Below are 17,941 nucleotides of genomic sequence, written 5' to 3' on the forward strand. Positions count from 1 at the left end.
AACCAAACGTAGATAGAAAAACAGAATGGCTGAACCCATTCTGTCTCGTTTTAAATACTGAATTACTTCACTTTTTCTCTAGCCAATAGCTGTGATGCTACGACTAGAACAAGTGAGACAATCAGCATTACTGTTGCTAAGGCATTCACTTCCGGTGATATGCCGACTTTGACCATTGAATAAATTTTCAGTGGCAAAATTTCATAAGTTGGCCCTGTCACAAACGAACTGATGATCACGTCGTCTAGTGAAAGGGTGAAACTCAATAGCCAACCCGCAGCAACTGCCGGTTTAGCCAGTGGCAAAATGATCTGTTTTAAAATGGTCCATTCGCTGGCTCCCAGATCTTTCGCCGCTTCAAGCATTTTTACGTCAAAGCCATTCAAGCGACTGTAGACGGTGACGACCACGAATGGCAGACAGAATGTAATGTGAGCAATCAACAGGGTGAAAAAGCCCAATTGAGCGCCAAGCACCAAAAACAATGCCAGTAACGAGATTGCCATGACAATGTCTGGAGACATCATGACCACAAACAGCATACCATTAACTGCGCCTTTACCTTTAAACGAGTAACGAAATAGGGCAACAGCCGTCAAACTACCGATAATTGTAGCAGCTGTAGCAGAAAAGATGGCCACATTTAGTGAATGCCAAGCTGCCTGCATTAAACTGTCATTGTTGATCAGCGTCTCATACCATTTAGTGGTAAAGCCACCCCATTTCATTCCAAATTTGTTGGCATTGAATGAGTTAACAATCAACACCACGATTGGCAAATACAAAAATGCATACACCAATGTCATAAAGCTAAATCGAACAGTACGTCCCATCAGTCTAGCTCCACTTTCTTATTCAATAATTTACCCGCTCTGTAGTAGGCGTAGAGCATGATTGCCATCGCGATGGTCAGTGCAATACTTGTGGCTGCGCCAAACGGCCAGTCACGAGCGTTAAGCACTTGGCTCTTAATCACGTTACCAATCAGTAGATTCTTCGCTCCACCCAGTAGATCCGATATGTAGAACATACCGAGAGCAGGCAACAGTACCAACAAACAACCACCGATAATGCCTGGCATTGTTAGCGGTAGAATAACCTTTGTGATGGTCTGAAACTTATTCGCACCTAAATCTTTCGCTGCTTCAATATATGTGTTGTCCAACTTCTCAATAGCCGAGTAGAGGGGCAGAATCATAAAAGGCAACAGGATATAGACTAAACCAATCATCACTGCGGTCTCTGTGTACATAAGACGAAGTGGTTTATCAATAATGTCCAGCGCCATGAGCGATTGGTTTAGAATACCTTGAGTACCCAACACAATTTTAAGTCCGTAGGTACGGATCAGAGAGTTAGTCCAAAATGGAACAACCACTAAAAACAGCATAAATGGACGCCATTTCTCTGGCATCTTAGCGACGATGTAAGCAAATGGATAACCAATGACTAAACACAGTAAAGTCGCAATAATAGCCATGTAAAATGAGTGCAATAGCACCTTGGCGTACAACGGATCCAGCAATCGGAAATAGTTATCGAGAGTAAACGTCATCTCGATCAGGTTTGCTTCGTCGCGAGTCAGAAAACTGGTGCCAATAATCATTACGTTTGGCACAAGCACAAACAGTGTTAGCCAACCAACAATTAAGGCAATGATTGCGTTCTGAAGGCTAAGCTTCTTGGCTTTCATTGAGTACTACCTCCCAGCTTTCAACCCAAGTGATAGCGACTTTTTGACCTAATGAGTGATCCACATCTGGATCATCTTCATTAAAGAACTCGCTGACCATCACACGCATGCCAGATTCCAGTTCAATGACAGAATCTAACGTCATACCTTTGTAGGTACGCTCAGTAACGTGACCAACGATACCTTCTTGTTCTGATTCTTTAATCTCTTCGATACGTAAATCTTCTGGGCGAAGTAGTACTTGCAGTTTGTCACCTGCTGACGCTTCTTTTTCGTAGTAAACAACTGACTCTACGCCTTCAATTTCAGCTCGGACGCGTTTTTCGTCTAGACGCTCAATCATAGTAGCGTGGAACACGTTGATCTCGCCGATGAAGCGAGCGACAAACAGGTTCTTAGGTTCTTCGTAAATCTCACGTGGTGAACCATCTTGCTCGATAACACCATCACGCATAACAATGATGCGATCTGACATCGATAATGCTTCTTCTTGGTCGTGAGTAACGAAAATAAAGGTGATACCTAACTGACGCTGCAATTGTTTTAACTCAATTTGCATCTGTTTGCGCAGTTTGTAATCAAGTGCTGATAGGGATTCGTCAAGCAAGAGTACTTTTGGCTTGTTCACTACGGCGCGAGCGATAGCGATACGTTGCTGTTGACCACCTGAAAGCTGATGAGGTTTACGTTGGGCCATCTTTTCTAGGCGAACCATACGTAACGCATCCATCACTCTAGGTTCGATTTCAGCTGCATTCACTTTCTGCATGCGGAGACCAAAAGCGACGTTTTCAAACACCGTCATATGGGGAAATAGTGCATAACTCTGGAAAACAGTGTTTACGTGCCTTTGCTCTGCAGGAACTTGAGTTACATTTTGGTTGTCTAGAATGATCTGACCATTGTCGGCGCTTTCAAAACCAGCGATCATTCTTAATACGGTTGTTTTACCACAACCTGAAGGGCCCAAAATCGTTAGAAACTCACCATGATTAACATCAAGGTTAAGATTTGCGATGATTTCCTTACCATCGAAACTTTTGCTAATTCCAGTAAGACGAACTACTGGTTGTCCTGCATTTTGTTTAGCGTTCAACGTCTGTTTTTCTCCCACATTGGTCATTTAAAGTGACTTAACTGAATGACCCGTAGTTACACAAATTAGAGGCGCGCATCATAATCATCAAAAGTGTGAATTCAAAGCATTTTCTTATTCTGAAACACAAAAAATTTTGCAGGCTAAAGTAAACATTCCTTACCATACTCTCTATATATGGCTAACGGCTTGCAGATAAGGGTTATTTTTCTTTACCTTAGAGTAAGATAAATGCAATTAGATGACGCATTAGTGGTTAATTATCATCCAAACAATTGAGAAAGCAAGCTCATCATTGAGATTCGATTTTAGACCGCTTAGTGTTGCAGTATAATAGCCGAAATTTTTTATTAACAAGTTGGCTGGAATGAACGTACAACTGGCCACTGGATTCAAGAATGAATAACGACATTGAAAAAGACTTCAATTTGGGCGGTAGCGTAGAGCGTGCTTTGTCCGGCGACTACGACCTTAAAGCAGGGGACGTGTTTAAGGAAGCATGGCAACATACCGTTAAAAACTTCCTCTCATTTTCACCTTCGATCATTATTTTGATCGCCTTACAACTGGCGATTTTCTACATAGCGCTAAAACTGCAACTGGGTAACCCTGGTATCATTATTGATGCTTTTACTAATCCAGAAGCATTTGATCCAAGTATCTTCAACGCCATCATGATCGCTAACTTTAGCTATGAAGTCATCAGCGCGCCTATCTATGCGGGGATTAGTTTAATGGCGATGAGCCACGCTGCGGGCCTTTCAACCAAACCTCGTCATATTGGCAAAGGGCTGCAATATACCGTACCTGTGATTCTGGCTACACTGTTCAGTTTATTACTACAAGGTATCGCCGGAATGATATTTCCGTTCCTATCTTTGTACTTGTCGCTGGCATTCAGTAACTCGATTCTTTTAATCTGTGAGAAACAAGTTCCGCCAATGCAATCACTGCTGCTTTCTCTGCGAGCGGTGAACAAAAAGATATTTGCTCTGGCGGGTATCTATATTGTTGTGTCGATTATGTTTGTACTCGGCATGATGTTTTACGGCTTAGGTCTAATATTTGTGTTGCCGTTTTTCTTCCATGTTAAGGGGATTGTTTACCGCAACATGTTTGGCATCAAACTAAAAATCATTGCCTCAGACCGACCAAAAGATGAAGACGATAATGACAACGATCCACAAGTGTTCAATGCGTAAAAGTGAATTTATAGCAATTGCTGCTGCAAGTATTATTGCTGGCTGTTCTCTTTATGGGTACGAACGAAATGCCGCAGAAGAGCGCGAAAAAAAGAGAGTGGCAGCGGTTGAAACAGAGATGCAGCAAAAAGTTAAGCCGTCTGCTGTAGGTAGCGCGCCTAATTTTGCTGCTATCACCGATGTAAAACAGAAGAAGCAGGCATTCTTTGACTACCTTCGACCTGGTATCGCACTCGAAAACCAGAGAGTGAGAAACGAGCGTCTGCGCTTAGATTCAATTCAGCAGAACTACTTGCAACAATCGCTTGATGATGCGGATAAGTCTTACGCGCAGCGTTTAGGCAAACTCTACAATGTTGAACTGCCTGCTGATGGAATATCGCAACAGTGGCTCGATGATATGCTTCATCGGGTGGACGTCATACCTGAAGCACTGGTTTTGGTTCAAGGCGCAAATGAATCGGCTTGGGGCACCTCGCGTTTTGCCACTGAAGCCAATAACTACTTTGGACAATGGTGTTATCAGTCAGGTTGTGGGCTTGTCCCTCTTCAACGTGGTGACGGCATGACTCATGAAGTGGCTAAGTTCAGTTCGGCTCAGCAGTCGATTTACGGCTATTTTATGAACGTCAATCGCAATAACGCATATGAAGAGCTACGAGAAATTCGTTATCAACGACATCTTGCCGGACAAAGCTTGACTGATACTGAGGCTGCAATGGCGCTGTCCAATGGATTACTGAAGTACTCTGAACGAGGTGAGGCCTACGTCAACGATTTACAAAGCATGATCAGGCACAATCAGAGCTTCTGGGAAAATCCGATCGTCAAACAATAAGTATATAATTTCATGAAGAAAGTAACGTCAATGATTTTGGCTGCAGCGCTAACAGGTGCGGCCGTTTTACCTGCTCATGCTCAAGAATACATGTTCACCTACTCAAAGCTCTACTCACATATGAAGCAGAATGCGAAAGAGGGACATGATGATGTGAAAGTAGGGTTCTTCTTCCTTAACGCCAATACCAAACAATTGTGTAATATTGAAAAAGCGTGGATGGAGAAAGAAGAACACTACGAAGACCTTAAGGTTTCACCATATAACGAAGTGATTGTTCCTCTAGACGATAACTTACGATCGGCTAACCCTTTGGTTTTTGTCCATACACCGATGGATATGCGCTGTGACTTTTCTATGGTCGTGATGACCAAACAACCGATGAGTGACAATGTCACGTACGACCAAGTAAAAGTTCTCCTACCGCAAATGCAGGCTATTTTAGAGCAGTTAGGGGGGATGTTTGCTAGTTGGTTCACACCTGATGTCGAAGGTGTCACACTTGAGTTTGCAGACAAACTCAATTCAAAAATCGTTTTTTCTAACGGTAAATCAAAACCCATTATTGATGGTAAAGTTCAAGTCTCTTTAGATGAGATTGGTGAGGGAGGCTATATGACCTTGCCGCAAGAGACGGCGCGAGTGCTACCGTACTTGCCAAGAGCAAAATAAAATACAAAAGGGTCGCATTGCGACCCTTTTTAGTACGGATTAGATGTTGGTGACATTAAGCTGAAGGCTTGGGTCAAACTCGTGAACCATATCTGGGTCTTGAACAGTTTGAGTTGGCATTTCTTCTTTATCGAAGCCAATATCACCACCGTTGATTACACCAGAGTTTTTGTCGATCGATTTGAAATCAAACAGTTCGAAGTCAGCAAGATGGCTTGGTACCACATTTTGCATTGCACGGAACATCGTCTCGATACGCCCAGGGAAGCGTTTGTCCCAATCATTGAGCATCTGCTTGATGTTTTGACGCTGCAAATTAGGCTGTGAACCACAAAGATTACATGGAATGATTGGGTATTCACGCATCTCTGAATATTTGATGATATCTTTTTCGCGGCAGTATGCGAGCGGACGAATAACAACATGTTCGCCATTATCTGATACCAACTTAGGAGGCATTCCCTTCATTTTTCCGCCATGGAACATGTTCAAGAATAGAGTTTCTAGAATGTCATCACGGTGATGGCCTAATGCGATTTTTGTCGCACCAAGTTCGTTAGCGGTACGGTAAAGAATACCACGGCGCAAACGAGAGCAAAGTGAACAGGTTGTTTTGCCTTCTGGGATCTTGTCCTGAACGATTGAGTAAGTGTCTTCTTCGACAATTTTGTACTCAACGCCGAGAGATTCAAGGTATTCAGGAAGGATGTGACCTGGGAAACCTGGCTGTTTCTGGTCAAGGTTAACTGCAACTAGCGAAAATGAAATCGGCGCGCTCTTTTGTAAGCTCATTAGGATATCAAGCATAGTAAAGCTATCTTTACCGCCAGATAAACACACCATGATACGGTCACCATCTTCAATCATATTGAAGTCTTGGATCGCTTGGCCTGTATTGCGGCGAATACGCTTTTGTAGCTTGTTAAAATTATATTGTTGAGCTTTAGTACGCTCTTGAGTTTGCTCAGTCATTAGCTTGCAGTCTTCATCAATCTTCAAAACAAAATGAAGTGCGTATGATACGGATAAATGGAACAGATGCTAGATCTATTCAGCGGAGAACAAAAAAAAGTCCCCTCTAAGAGGGGACGGAGAGAGAGGCTTTACGCTAGATAGCGGTTTTTGGATCGAGCGGGCTGATATAACCTTGTGGTTTCAACGCCATCACATCGCAATTAATCTTATCGATCACGTGCTCCGCTGTGTTACCAATAAAGACGGCTGACAATCCTGTTCTGCCCGTCGTGCCAATGATAACCATCGCAGCATTGAGTCGCTCAGCGACTTCAGGAATGATGTCTTCAGGTAATCCTTGTTCTACAACAGTTTGTTCCTCGTCATAACCGTGTTTCTGACGCAGAGCTTTCATCGCAGTAAGATGATGCCCACGTACCGCGTCGGTGTAGGTCGCTGGATCGAATTCGGGTAACTCAATCGTAATGTTTGCTGGAGTAACAGGGTACGCATTGACCAGATAAGGTTTGGCGCCTAACCGCTCAGTGAGGCTATTGAGCTGTTCTACCATGGCATCGTTTAGGCCAAGGTGAGTATCGTTCTCTGAACCAACGTGAACGGAAGCCAAGATACTCGCATCTGCTGGCCAATCAGCGTTCTTCACTAGCAGAACAGGGCATGGACATTTACGTAATAGATGCCAGTCAGTCGGAGTGAAAATCACCGACTCGAGCACATCGTGTTTACGTGTTCCCTTAATAACAATGTCGTGTTCGCCGGCAAATACCTCAGCAATAATCGCCTCATAAGGGCGGTTGTGCCATACCACGCGAACATCGAAGTCGACGTCGTCATTAATGTAATCTTTGGCGATTTTACGCATCCATTGTTCGCGCTGCTGAATGACGCCACGACGCATTGCGTCCCGTTCATCGACAGATAACATGGACGTCATGTCATAGGAAAAATCGTAGATAGAAAGAAAGAAGGTTACCCGGCTTGGAGATCGACTTTTCGCTGCAAGTTGCATAGCACGAGCTAAGGCTGGCTGTTCATCTTTATTAATGTCGGCAACGACCAAAATCTTATTGTAGATACTCATATTGACTCCTTAGAGACGAGGAGGGTATATGATTAATGTAGCTTAGTTGGGCGTAGAGTTTTAGAAATAATTGGAGGAATGTGAGAGAAGTATGATGTAGCTCATCATCATGCTGAAAAACGAGCTACATCATTGAAAATTATTATGATTCTTTTGAAACGCCAGCCAGTTCCATCAGCGCATCGTGGTTAAGAATAGTAATGTATTTACCCTTAACACTTAGAATTTCTGACTTTTGGAAACGACCCAAGAGACGAGAAATCGTTTCGACGGTAAGTCCAAGATAGTTACCGATATCACCACGAGTCATGGTAAGACGGAATTCACGTGGACTAAAACCACGTTGAGAGAAACGAGTAGAAAGGTTGTACAAGAATGCCGCTAAACGCTCTTCAGCATTCTTTTTCGATAGCAGAAGAATCATCTCCTGATCGCCTTTGATTTCGTTACTCATCAAACGCATGATTTGCTGACGTAATTTCGGCATTTTACCTGAAAGGTCATCAAGAATTTCGTACGGAATCTCACAAACCATCGAGGTTTCTAGCGCTTGAGCAAAGCTAGGGTGCAAATCACCAGTAATTGCATCAAAACCTACTAGGTCACCCGCTAGGTGGAAAGCAGTAATTTGCTCATCCCCTTGTTCTGTGATGGTGTAACTTTTGATCGTACCTGAACGGATTGCATAAAGAGATTTAAGGTCATCTCCTGCTTTAAACAATTCCTGTCCTTTCTGGATTGGCTTTTTACGTTCGATGATTTGATCGAGTTGATCGAGTTCAGATTCATTGAGCGTAAACGGAATACAAAGCTGACTGATACTACAGTCTTGACAGTGGATTGCACAACCACCAGATTGAATGCGCTTTGTTGCAGGCTTTTCAGAAATCATAACAACCTTTCACTATTTGATATACATCAATATTTTAGCACCCATTACGACTAAAGGATAGTGGAAAAAAGCGCATAAAAACAGCCGACTAAAAACTAATGTTAAGCAAAGACAGCGCACCATAGCCTGTATACAGGCCATAGATTAAGATAGTAAATGCAACAATGTGACGAAATATATCAGAGTTTTGAAGCTTATGGAGTGAGGTCGCAGCATGTCCTACAAGCAGCATCGCGGGTAGGGTTCCGGCCCCAAATGCTAGCATGACTAACGCACCGTTGAGTGCACTTCCGGATACGGCTGACCATGTTAACGTTGAATAAACGAGTCCGCATGGAAGCCAGCCCCAAACAAATCCAAATGGAAGCGCATGAAATGAAGATTTGAGTGGCAACAGGGATTTACCAGCAGGGGATATAAATCGCCAGATAACTTGACCAAGTTTTTCAATGTGAAGTAAGCCTTGCCACCAACGACCGATATAACAGGCCAGTAGAACCATAAATAGCGCGGCTGCAAGTCTCAACCAGATCAATGCATCGTTAAGTTGGCTAACTTGTGAAATTGTCGAAAAGGCGCCACCTACGATGGCGCCAATGACAGCGTAGCTAATTAAGCGACCACTGTTATAGAACAACGGAATCCATTTCGATGGTTGCGATTGTCCCATTGTCAGCATGGACGCTATACCTCCGCACATTCCCATGCAGTGGCCAGCTCCCACAAGGCCGATGAAAAAAGCACCTAACCAATCAATGCTCACTTAGGCGGATTCTCTTTGCGTTCGTCTTCATCAAACAAAATGTTATGACCTTGACGTTCAAGATCTTCAAATTGCTCACTTCTTACTGCCCACAGAAAGACCGCAACAGCGACACAGACCAGCACGATAGCAATAGGGATGAGTATATAAAGGCTTTCCATCTATTTACCTTTTTCTTTGAGCAAGCGTAGAGAGTTAGATACTACAATAATTGAGCTCGCAGACATACCGACAACTGCAAAATAGGGTGCAACAAATCCCGCAACGGCAAGTGGCAGGATCAGCAGGTTGTAACCAAGCGACCAAGCTAGGTTTTCGCGAATGATCTTACGTGTTTGCAAAGCCAGTTCACGAGCTTCCAAAATTCGGTCAAGCCTGTCACCGAGTAACACCATATCTGCGGAGGCTTTAGCGACGTCAGCACCACCGCCCATTGCCACCGATAGATGAGCGCCAGCAAGCGTTGGAGCATCATTAATGCCGTCACCAATCATCATGGTGATGTCTTTGGCGTCGACATTATTGAGGTAATTCAGCTTATCTTGTGGTTTTGCACCTGCAACCACGTCTTGAATACCAATTTTGCTCGCTACAAGGTGCGCGTTTTCACTGGTATCGCCAGTCAAAAGCGTAATTTTGACACCCGAACGCTGGAACTTCTCTACAAACTCATTTGCTTCAGCGCGTATTGGGTCGCGGTAACTAAATGTCGCAACATGAATGCCATCTAAGGACAGATAAACCGAATTCGCTTGTGCGAGCTTTGCTTCACCCAACACATAGTGTGCGCTACCGATTTTGACCTCTGAACCTTGATAACGTCCCTTAATCCCTGAACCAATCACGTTTTCTACGTCATCGACGACAACGTCGGTATCTGCGTACTGTTTAAATGCGCGAGCAATAGGGTGGTTAGCGTGCGACTCTAGTGACGCAGCAATAGCTAAAACTTGTTGCTTATCAAGTTCGCCGTGCACATCCACTTCATTGATCTCGATATCGCCATGGGTAAGTGTCCCTGTTTTGTCGATAATGAGATGGTTAACCTTACACAAAGTTTCAAATACATGGCTTTTACGCAGCAAAATACCAAGGTTACCCATTCTGGATGTCGCGCATGTCAAAGCGGTCGGCGTAGCAAGTGAAAGCGCGCACGGACACGTCGCAACCAAAACCGATAACATGATCCAAAACGCGTCATCTGGACGACTTGAGTGCCAGAAAAACCAAGTACCTGCAGCAATAATGAGGATCACCGCTACAAAATAGCGTGCAACAATATCAGCGATCTCCGCAATTTTGGGCTTAGATAACTGAGCTTCATCCTGAAGACGAACAATATTCGAAATCATTGAGTCAGCTTTTGAAGAGGTCACCTCAAGTTCGAACGATTCTTCACCGTTTAATGTCCCTGCAAACACATAATCATCCACTTGCTTGACCACAGGTAAAGACTCACCTGTAAGCATGGATTCGTCGATGTGGACGCGTCCAGAAATTATCTTACCGTCTGCAGGAATATGTTCACCGGGGAGAACGCGGATCTGGTCACCGACTTTCAATGTTTTCACCGGTACTTGGTCACCATTTAACTTGTTCGCAATCGCAGGGATTAACTTCAACAAGTTTCCACTCGCAGCCGCAGCCTTACGACGAGCGCGCATTTCCAAGAAGCGGCCAACCAATAAGAAGAATGCAAACATCGAAATAGATTCGAAGAACACTTCTCCTTTTTCAGTCACTGTTGCGACCAAACTAGCGAAATAGGCGAAGATCATGGCAATGGACACAGGGACATCCATACCGAGTGTACGGCTGCGAATACTTCGCCACGCGTTGATATAAAACGGCAAGGCAGAGTAGAGCATCACTGGCGTGGCAAATATTAGACTCACCCAGCGAAAGTAGTTTTTAAACTCGGGCTCTAAGTCACCAAAGACTTCTAGGTAGAGCGCAACCGCAAGCATCATAACCTGCATCGTTGCCAAGCCAGCTATGCCGAGTCGATACAGATACTGCTTCATCTGCTGATGATAAGCGGCTTCCTGCTTATCTGCTTCAAACGGTGCCGCTTTATAACCTAACTGGTGGATTAACGACAACAGTTCACTAAGACGAACCTGAGTTTTGTCCCAAGCCAGCAACGCACGGTTTGTGGTTGTGTTGACACGAATAGAGACCACACCCGATTTGTTTGATACCTGTTTTTCAATCAACCAGGCACAAGCTGCACAAGAAACCCCATCAAGCGAGAGAGTGACCTCAGAGCAATGTTCGCTATTGCGGACAAACTCTGACTGAACATCATCATTGTCGTAGTGAATTAATGCTTGTAACTGTTCAGGAACGAGATCTGCTTTTTCGGCAGGTGCGGTGCGATATTGGTAGTATGAGACTAAACCGCTATCAACGATCGTCTGAGCGACGGTCTCACAACCTGGGCAACACATTTCTCTGATATCGCCCAGAATCTCTACTTTATAGTCCGTGTTGACTGGTACTTCTTCACCGCAGTGGTAACACGATTTACACATAAGCTATTAGTTCGCTAGTTGTACTGGAGTCGAAGATGGGAAAGTGACACGACCTTGTAGCAGCCACTGTTGATCATGCGGCGTAAGTTCAATAAACCAAGGTCCTTGTAGCTCTTGATCTAACTTAAAGCGATATTGCCCGCTCGCATCAGAAGTAAGTAGTCGGCTGAAGTCACGGTCCGGTAGTGTACGGTGAGCAAACATGACCGTTATCGCTGGATAGTGGTCTAGTTGACCTTTATCAAATTGAATCACAACTTCGTTATCCTGGGAGAATGCAGCCGCGCTAAGACCGAGCTCTTTCGCCACATTCAGTTTAGAGATATCGATATTGATGCCTTTGCCTTTTTTATAGTAATCCTCAGTCACTAATGAAACAGAATTCTGTGAAAAAACGATAACGGTGATGATCGTCCATACAACAACGGTGAGTGGCAGAATGATTAGGAACCACGGCCAGAACTGCTTATACCAAGGCTTTACCATAAAAAAGTTCTCAATGAAAAAAAATGAAAGATATTAGGGCTTTAACTGTAAAGGAAAGACAGCCCCTTAAAAAGGGGCTGTTATTGAAATGTTACTTATTATCTGAGTTGCTCAAGCTCCAAACGTAAGCTGAAACTAGCTGAACTTTGTCTTCGCCTAGAATATCTTTCCAAGCCGGCATTACGCCAGAACGACCGTTCATCACTGTTTCAGTTACATCCGCGCGAGAGCCACCGAACAACCAGTCTTGGTCTGTTAGGTCAGGAGCACCCACAGCTGGGTTACCTTTACCGTCAGTACCGTGACACGCAGCACATACAACAAAACGTGCTTTACCTGCTTCAGCTTCACGTGCATTCACAGAACGACCAGATAGGCTCAGTGTGTAGCTCACAACTTCTTTCACACCTTGCTCACCTAGAGCATCCTTCCATGAAGGCATTTGACCGATACGACCATTCATTACAGTCGTAACGATAGCTTGAGGTTCACCACCGTACAGCCATGCGTCGTCAGTTAGGTTAGGGAAACCCTTCTGACCACGAGCATCTGAGCCGTGACATTGTGAACAGTTTTGCAGGAACAAACGTTGACCTACTTTAACTGCTTCGCCATCCGCAGCGATTTCTGGGATAGGGCGCAGTTCAGATGAACCATCTACGTAAGCAAGTTTCTTAAATGCTTCACCAAAGTAGGCTTGTGCATCGTCTAACTCTTTTGCGTATTGAACTAGATGCTTGTTCTCTTGTGATGCAGCGATAGAAGCTTTCGACTCTTCGACTGAACGTACAGTTTGGTCAGAACTCTGCCAACCTAGAACGCCTTTGAAGTTACCTAAACCTGGGTAAAGCGTTAGGTAAATCGCAGCAAATACAAACGTACCAACAAATAGGTAGGTCCACCACTTAGGAAGTGGGTTGTTCAATTCACGAATACCATCGTATTCGTGACCCATATCTGCACCTTCTTCGACGCCCATTTTATCTTTAAGGCACCAATAAAGGACAGCAGCACAGCCGAGAAGTGTACCGACTGTAATGATGATTATCCAAAGACTCCAAAATGTAGTCATTGCTTAGTCACTCCTTGTTCTTTAGAAGGTGCTTGCTCTTCGTCAGCGAATACAAGGTTAGCGGCTTCGTCGAAACGAGCTTGACGGCTCTTACCGTAAGCCCACCAAACCACACCAATAAAACTCACAAAAAGCACTATGGTCCAAATACTGTGAATAGTACCAATGTCCATAAATACCACCTTAATTACTTCATTGCGTGACCAAGAGACTGAAGGTAAGCGATGATGGCATCCATCTCAGTTTTACCTTCTACATCTTTAGACGCATTAGCGATCTGCTCATCAGTGTATGGAACACCGAATTGATCACGGAAAATAGTTAGTTTTTTCTGAGTGTCCTTACCATCAAGAACATTCTCTGCAAGCCATGGGAAACCAGGCATGTTTGACTCAGGAACTAACTCACGAGGATCAATAAGGTGTACACGGTGCCACTCGTCAGAGTAACGACCGCCCACGCGTGCTAGATCTGGACCTGTACGCTTAGAACCCCATAGGAATGGGTGCTCATACACACTTTCACCAGCAACAGAGTAGTGACCGTAACGTTCTGTTTCAGAACGGAATGGACGAATCATCTGGCTGTGACAAACGTTACAGCCTTCACGGATGTATACGTCACGACCTTCCATTTCAAGCGCAGTGTAAGGACGTAGGTTCTCAACTGGCTCAGTAGTTTGTTTCTGGAAAATTAGCGGAGTGATCTCAACAAGCGCACCCAAGCTAATAGCAAAAACGATAAGAATCGCGAGTAAACCGACATTGCGTTCAACAATTTCGTGGCGATTGTTAGAATTAGAACTCATTCTTTAAATCTCCTTATGCCGGCTGAGGGATAGCTTTTAGGCTATCTTTTGGCGCTGTTACCGTCTTGTACGTGTTGTATGCCATTAGGAACATACCAGTTAGGAAGATGAAACCACCTAGGAAACGTACGAAGTAGAATGGGTAAGACGCTTGAACTGACTCAACGAAGCTGTAAGTCAATGTACCGTCAGAGTTAACTGCACGCCACATTAGACCTTGCATAACACCCGAAATCCACATTGCTACGATGTACAGTACAGTACCGATAGTTGCCAACCAGAAGTGCGTATTGATTAGGCTAACAGAGTACATGCGCTCTTGACCGAATAGGCGAGGAACTAGGTGGTATACCGAACCGATAGATACCATAGCAACCCAACCTAATGCGCCAGAGTGTACGTGGCCGATAGTCCAGTCTGTGTAGTGAGACAGTGCGTTAACTGTCTTAATAGACATCATTGGACCTTCGAACGTAGACATACCGTAGAACGATAGAGACACGATTAGGAAACGTAGGATAGGGTCATAACGTAGTTTGTGCCATGCTCCTGACAGAGTCATGATACCGTTGATCATACCACCCCAAGAAGGAGCGAATAGAACAAGTGACATCACCATACCTAGTGACTGCGTCCAGTCTGGAAGTGCAGTGTAATGTAGGTGGTGAGGACCTGCCCAAATGTACAGAGAAACCAATGCCCAGAAGTGAACGATAGACAGACGGTAAGAATAAACTGGACGTTCAGCTTGCTTAGGTACGAAGTAATACATCATACCTAGGAAACCAGCCGTCAGTAGGAAACCTACTGCGTTGTGACCGTACCACCACTGTACCATCGCATCCACTGCGCCCGAATAAATCGAGTACGATTTACCCATTGAGACAGGGATTGCCATGCTGTTTACGATGTGAAGTACCGCAACAGTGATAATAAAGGCACCGAAGAACCAGTTTGCTACGTAGATGTGAGAGGTCTTACGGGTAATCAATGTTCCGAAGAACACGATCGCATAAGAAACCCAGACAACTGCGATGGCAATATCGATTGGCCATTCTAGCTCAGCGTATTCTTTACCAGAGGTAAAACCTAATGGCAGAGTAATTGCTGCTGCTAAAATAATGGCTTGCCAACCCCAGAAGGTGAAGGCGACAAGAGGGCCACCAAATAGACGAGTTTGACAGGTACGCTGAACAACGTAATAAGACGTTGCGAATAGGGCACTTGTACCAAACGCGAAAATAACCGCATTAGTATGCAGAGGACGTAAGCGACTGTACGTCAACCACGGCGTATCAAAGTTTAGCTGTGGCCAAACTAATTGAGCGGCAATCAAAACACCAACAGCCATGCCAACAATACCCCAGAGAATAGTCACTAAGGTAAACTGACGAACGACTGTATAGTTGTAGTTTTGTTCAAGCTGCTTTTCTTGGCTCATTTGCATGCTTCCAATTTCTAATTAACTACACTTTACTTCCAACACGACACATGTCGTAATGCCACCCAAACCGTTAAGAAAATAGAACCTATTCAGTCGGTTAAATATTCTTGCCGATTTTAAAAAAAAGTGGCATTTTCAGCCGCCAACTATACTGCATTTAACAATTCAATGACAGAGTAGTAACCTTACAGTCGGTCAGGTTTTGGCCTTTTATTTTAAAACTTTGAAGTTTGTTACACGGAGAACCCCTTAAATGGCAGCTGAAAAACTGACGCGTGGACGTTTTGTTCAAATAATCATCATGTTAACCCTACTAATTACAGCGTTTATTTGGCGTACGATCACATTCAGCGATGGGGAAATAATCGATTGCAGATTGAAAACAAACTGTACTTTTACTGTTAACGGCAACGAATTTGCCGCCAAGCGTACAAAAGATCGCCTATTGATTAACAAGTCAGCAACGGATTTGAAAATTATTGCGCCTGATAATTCAGTTAAAGTGCTTGAAGATGCAAATATGTGGGTAATCGAAGCTGAAAAATTAGAAGATTTAGAATTAAACATCGTTGGTAATACACACAAACCGATAGCCACAATACGATTCTAACCACCGCTTATTTAGAGTTAGCTCTAGCTCACAAACTCATCGCTCGATTAATACTGCAGTTTAACTATACTCACAGTAATTAATTGAAAGGAAAGCGATAAATGGCCAATTCCAAACGGATGTTGTCACGCAGTCAGTCTGACTTTTTCTTCTACGCCAGCAACGAACGTAATCAAATTACCTATATCAGTGATTCAGTTCTTGCTGTGCTAGGGTGTTACCCGGAAGAAATCTACAATCAGTCAAAACACCGTGATAAAGAAGGGTACTTGGAAACCATTCTTCAGGCCATTCAACAAAAGCGACATGAGTTAGAAAGCAAAAAAGACCATCCTTCATTTGAAGTCGTTGTCTCAGATCGAAGCGGCGCAATCAAACAATTGCTGATCAGTGAAATTATTCTTAGAGGACCGACTGGGGAAACTTTAGGAATCCACGGTTTTGCCATTGACACCACTGAAGAGCATATAAAGGAAGAAGATTTAAGCACAAACCAGCAACTGCTTAGTGTTGCTAAACGACTGGCGCAGTTTGGGCATTGGAATCTCGACCTAATTACGGGTGAACTCCAGTGGTCTGAGGAAATCTACACCATGTTTGGCATCGAAAAAACATCATTCGGTGCATCTTACGAAGCCTTTCTCGATTGTTTGCCTTGCGAGGATAAAGAGCTCGTTAATACTCGCTTTAGTGATGCTCTAGAAACGGCATCAAGTTATGAAGTCGAACATCACGTCATTCGACAATCAGACAAAAAAACACGCGTAGTGCGTGAATTTTGTGAGTTTATTTGCGATTCACAAGGTCGTCCAATTCGAGCTTTAGGCGCGGTACAGGACATAACGCACTCTAAAAAAGCTGAATTAGAAAAAATTGCCCAAGAAAAGACGCGTTATACATCCTTAATTGAGACTATTGATGCTGTAGCCGCAACGTTGGCTTTTCGTGATCCTTATACTGCAGGCCATCAAAAGCGGGTATCGCAAATTGCGGTTCGCATCGCCGAAGAAATGGGTCTCGACGAAAAAGTAATAGAAGGGATCAAACTCGGTGCTATGTTGCACGATATTGGAAAAGTCATGGTGCCTATGGAAATCTTGAATCGACCTGGGCGATTGAGTAAGCCAGAATTCGAAATAATTAAAACACATCCAAATGTTGGCTATGACATCGTAGAAAAAGTGGAGTTTATCTGGCCAATTGGCGAAATGATATTACAGCATCACGAACGACTCGATGGTTCTGGTTATCCAAATGGACTCAAGGGAGATGAAATCATCCTAGAAGCAAGAATTATTGCGGTCGCTGACGTACTAGAAGCAATCACATCTCACAGACCTTACAGGCCTGCATTAGGATTAGATAAAGCGATTGAAGTTTTGTGTGAAGGTCGAGGTACGGCATTTGACGCAACAGTAATTGATACATGTATGAATCTAGTTAAAAATAACCAGCTGGAATTTGGTCATTAAAAAAGAACCTAATAATCAGTAAGTGAATCTTTGATTATCTTACTGATTATTAGGTATTTTATGGTAAATCAATTATGTTGAATGACTTAGGCGACAAACGCAGTAGAGTCAGTTAAACGGGGCAATTGCTTAGCTGTATCAATACTTCATTTAACATAATATACATAATACGCACTTTAGGGTTTTGATTCTTGTTACAGCTTTCAAGGCCAACTGCCATAAAGAAGCATTTATGTTAGCTTAGAAATTCTATCAACTCATCCAAATCACACTTTATGTGAGTTGACCTCACTACAAACAAAA

General features: G+C 43.7%; 19 protein-coding genes. 5 read left to right on the top strand and 14 right to left on the bottom strand.

Annotated elements, in window-relative coordinates:
• Positions 1–62: 62 nt before the first annotated feature.
• From potC to potA, 3 genes are read right to left on the bottom strand one after another with little or no spacing between them, the layout of a single operon-like run.
• Positions 63–833, bottom strand: a complete 771-nt coding sequence (potC, locus tag ACQEXP_RS00305) for a spermidine/putrescine ABC transporter permease PotC (RefSeq protein WP_138971898.1) — start codon at positions 831–833, stop codon at positions 63–65.
• Positions 833–1,693: a spermidine/putrescine ABC transporter permease PotB gene (gene potB, locus ACQEXP_RS00310; RefSeq protein ID WP_426967442.1), complete on the bottom strand. Its 861-nt coding sequence runs from the start codon at positions 1,691–1,693 to the stop codon at positions 833–835. Before potB ends, potC begins: the two co-directional genes overlap by 1 nt.
• The gene (gene potA / locus ACQEXP_RS00315) at positions 1,674–2,807 is read right to left on the bottom strand and encodes a spermidine/putrescine ABC transporter ATP-binding protein PotA (RefSeq protein WP_269376492.1); all 1,134 of its coding nucleotides are present in this window, start codon (positions 2,805–2,807) and stop codon (positions 1,674–1,676) included. Before potA ends, potB begins: the two co-directional genes overlap by 20 nt.
• A 380-nt stretch (positions 2,808–3,187) precedes the next feature.
• On the opposite strand from potA, the gene ACQEXP_RS00320 reads away from it, so the two are divergent.
• The 3 genes from ACQEXP_RS00320 to ACQEXP_RS00330 are packed head-to-tail and all read left to right on the top strand — an operon-like array spanning position 3,188 to position 5,501.
• Entirely contained in the window at positions 3,188–3,991 is an 804-nt protein-coding gene (locus tag ACQEXP_RS00320) for a hypothetical protein (protein WP_269376472.1), read from the top strand.
• Positions 3,984–4,829, top strand: coding sequence for a glucosaminidase domain-containing protein (locus ACQEXP_RS00325; protein WP_426968009.1), 846 nt, complete (start codon positions 3,984–3,986; stop codon positions 4,827–4,829). Before ACQEXP_RS00320 ends, ACQEXP_RS00325 begins: the two co-directional genes overlap by 8 nt.
• A 12-nt stretch (positions 4,830–4,841) precedes the next feature.
• Positions 4,842–5,501, top strand: coding sequence for a DUF2987 domain-containing protein (locus ACQEXP_RS00330; RefSeq protein WP_426967444.1), 660 nt, complete (start codon positions 4,842–4,844; stop codon positions 5,499–5,501).
• A 39-nt stretch (positions 5,502–5,540) separates the two neighbouring features.
• Here the strand turns inward: ACQEXP_RS00330 and ttcA are convergent, their stop codons facing one another.
• The 11 genes from ttcA to ccoN form a co-directional block, all read right to left on the bottom strand.
• Entirely contained in the window at positions 5,541–6,473 is a 933-nt protein-coding gene (ttcA, locus tag ACQEXP_RS00335; protein WP_269376474.1) for a tRNA 2-thiocytidine(32) synthetase TtcA, read from the bottom strand.
• A gap of 136 nt (positions 6,474–6,609) precedes the next feature.
• Positions 6,610–7,557 carry a universal stress protein UspE gene (uspE, locus tag ACQEXP_RS00340; protein WP_426967446.1) on the bottom strand — a complete coding sequence of 316 codons (948 nt, stop codon included), beginning with the start codon at positions 7,555–7,557 and terminating at the stop codon, positions 6,610–6,612.
• 142 nt (positions 7,558–7,699) lie between these two features.
• Complete coding sequence (locus ACQEXP_RS00345; RefSeq protein ID WP_138971892.1) at positions 7,700–8,449, bottom strand: FNR family transcription factor; 750 nt, start codon at positions 8,447–8,449, stop codon at positions 7,700–7,702.
• Between the two features lie 88 nt (positions 8,450–8,537).
• Entirely contained in the window at positions 8,538–9,212 is a 675-nt protein-coding gene (locus tag ACQEXP_RS00350; protein ID WP_426967448.1) for a sulfite exporter TauE/SafE family protein, read from the bottom strand.
• Positions 9,209–9,373: a cbb3-type cytochrome oxidase assembly protein CcoS gene (gene ccoS / locus ACQEXP_RS00355; RefSeq protein WP_138971890.1), complete on the bottom strand. Its 165-nt coding sequence runs from the start codon at positions 9,371–9,373 to the stop codon at positions 9,209–9,211. The genes ACQEXP_RS00350 and ccoS overlap by 4 nt, the downstream gene beginning before the upstream one ends.
• Positions 9,374–11,746: a heavy metal translocating P-type ATPase gene (locus tag ACQEXP_RS00360; protein WP_426967450.1), complete on the bottom strand. Its 2,373-nt coding sequence runs from the start codon at positions 11,744–11,746 to the stop codon at positions 9,374–9,376.
• A 6-nt stretch (positions 11,747–11,752) separates the two neighbouring features.
• Positions 11,753–12,232, bottom strand: coding sequence for a FixH family protein (locus tag ACQEXP_RS00365; RefSeq protein WP_269376478.1), 480 nt, complete (start codon positions 12,230–12,232; stop codon positions 11,753–11,755).
• Positions 12,233–12,323: 91 nt separating this feature from the next.
• Positions 12,324–13,304: a cytochrome-c oxidase, cbb3-type subunit III gene (gene ccoP / locus ACQEXP_RS00370; RefSeq protein WP_426967452.1), complete on the bottom strand. Its 981-nt coding sequence runs from the start codon at positions 13,302–13,304 to the stop codon at positions 12,324–12,326.
• Positions 13,301–13,477 (bottom strand): cbb3-type cytochrome oxidase subunit 3, encoded by a 177-nt coding sequence (locus ACQEXP_RS00375; protein WP_269376480.1) that lies wholly within the window; start codon positions 13,475–13,477, stop codon positions 13,301–13,303. Before ACQEXP_RS00375 ends, ccoP begins: the two co-directional genes overlap by 4 nt.
• A gap of 14 nt (positions 13,478–13,491) precedes the next feature.
• The gene (ccoO, locus tag ACQEXP_RS00380; protein ID WP_269376481.1) at positions 13,492–14,112 is read right to left on the bottom strand and encodes a cytochrome-c oxidase, cbb3-type subunit II; all 621 of its coding nucleotides are present in this window, start codon (positions 14,110–14,112) and stop codon (positions 13,492–13,494) included.
• A 13-nt stretch (positions 14,113–14,125) separates the two neighbouring features.
• Positions 14,126–15,553, bottom strand: a complete 1,428-nt coding sequence (ccoN, locus tag ACQEXP_RS00385; protein ID WP_426967455.1) for a cytochrome-c oxidase, cbb3-type subunit I — start codon at positions 15,551–15,553, stop codon at positions 14,126–14,128.
• A 256-nt stretch (positions 15,554–15,809) separates the two neighbouring features.
• On the opposite strand from ccoN, the gene ACQEXP_RS00390 reads away from it, so the two are divergent.
• On the top strand, positions 15,810–16,166 hold the full coding sequence (locus ACQEXP_RS00390) for a hypothetical protein (RefSeq protein WP_426967457.1): 357 nt from the start codon (positions 15,810–15,812) through the stop codon (positions 16,164–16,166).
• 101 nt (positions 16,167–16,267) lie between these two features.
• On the top strand, positions 16,268–17,638 hold the full coding sequence (locus ACQEXP_RS00395; RefSeq protein WP_426967458.1) for an HD domain-containing phosphohydrolase: 1,371 nt from the start codon (positions 16,268–16,270) through the stop codon (positions 17,636–17,638).
• Positions 17,639–17,941: the final 303 nt, after the last annotated feature.

Origin of the sequence: Vibrio sp. TRT 1302 (assembly GCF_050113875.1) — a bacterium.
In the GTDB taxonomy this organism is placed as follows: domain Bacteria; phylum Pseudomonadota; class Gammaproteobacteria; order Enterobacterales; family Vibrionaceae; genus Vibrio.

What these genes read in the sequence shown, in the direction of transcription:
- potB (WP_426967442.1), bottom strand. Translation starts at nt 1,693, where the DNA reads ATGAAAGCCAAGAAGCTTAGCCTTCAGAACGCAATCATTGCCTTAATT.
- ccoN (WP_426967455.1), bottom strand. Translation starts at nt 15,553, where the DNA reads ATGAGCCAAGAAAAGCAGCTTGAACAAAACTACAACTATACAGTCGTT.
- ACQEXP_RS00375 (WP_269376480.1), bottom strand. Translation starts at nt 13,477, where the DNA reads ATGGACATTGGTACTATTCACAGTATTTGGACCATAGTGCTTTTTGTG.
- ccoO (WP_269376481.1), bottom strand. Translation starts at nt 14,112, where the DNA reads ATGAGTTCTAATTCTAACAATCGCCACGAAATTGTTGAACGCAATGTC.
- ttcA (WP_269376474.1), bottom strand. Translation starts at nt 6,473, where the DNA reads ATGACTGAGCAAACTCAAGAGCGTACTAAAGCTCAACAATATAATTTT.
- ACQEXP_RS00325 (WP_426968009.1), top strand. Translation starts at nt 3,984, where the DNA reads ATGCGTAAAAGTGAATTTATAGCAATTGCTGCTGCAAGTATTATTGCT.
- ACQEXP_RS00365 (WP_269376478.1), bottom strand. Translation starts at nt 12,232, where the DNA reads ATGGTAAAGCCTTGGTATAAGCAGTTCTGGCCGTGGTTCCTAATCATT.
- potC (WP_138971898.1), bottom strand. Translation starts at nt 833, where the DNA reads ATGGGACGTACTGTTCGATTTAGCTTTATGACATTGGTGTATGCATTT.
- ccoS (WP_138971890.1), bottom strand. Translation starts at nt 9,373, where the DNA reads ATGGAAAGCCTTTATATACTCATCCCTATTGCTATCGTGCTGGTCTGT.
- uspE (WP_426967446.1), bottom strand. Translation starts at nt 7,557, where the DNA reads ATGAGTATCTACAATAAGATTTTGGTCGTTGCCGACATTAATAAAGAT.
- ccoP (WP_426967452.1), bottom strand. Translation starts at nt 13,304, where the DNA reads ATGACTACATTTTGGAGTCTTTGGATAATCATCATTACAGTCGGTACA.
- ACQEXP_RS00360 (WP_426967450.1), bottom strand. Translation starts at nt 11,746, where the DNA reads ATGTGTAAATCGTGTTACCACTGCGGTGAAGAAGTACCAGTCAACACG.
- ACQEXP_RS00330 (WP_426967444.1), top strand. Translation starts at nt 4,842, where the DNA reads ATGAAGAAAGTAACGTCAATGATTTTGGCTGCAGCGCTAACAGGTGCG.
- ACQEXP_RS00320 (WP_269376472.1), top strand. Translation starts at nt 3,188, where the DNA reads ATGAATAACGACATTGAAAAAGACTTCAATTTGGGCGGTAGCGTAGAG.
- ACQEXP_RS00390 (WP_426967457.1), top strand. Translation starts at nt 15,810, where the DNA reads ATGGCAGCTGAAAAACTGACGCGTGGACGTTTTGTTCAAATAATCATC.
- ACQEXP_RS00395 (WP_426967458.1), top strand. Translation starts at nt 16,268, where the DNA reads ATGGCCAATTCCAAACGGATGTTGTCACGCAGTCAGTCTGACTTTTTC.
- ACQEXP_RS00345 (WP_138971892.1), bottom strand. Translation starts at nt 8,449, where the DNA reads ATGATTTCTGAAAAGCCTGCAACAAAGCGCATTCAATCTGGTGGTTGT.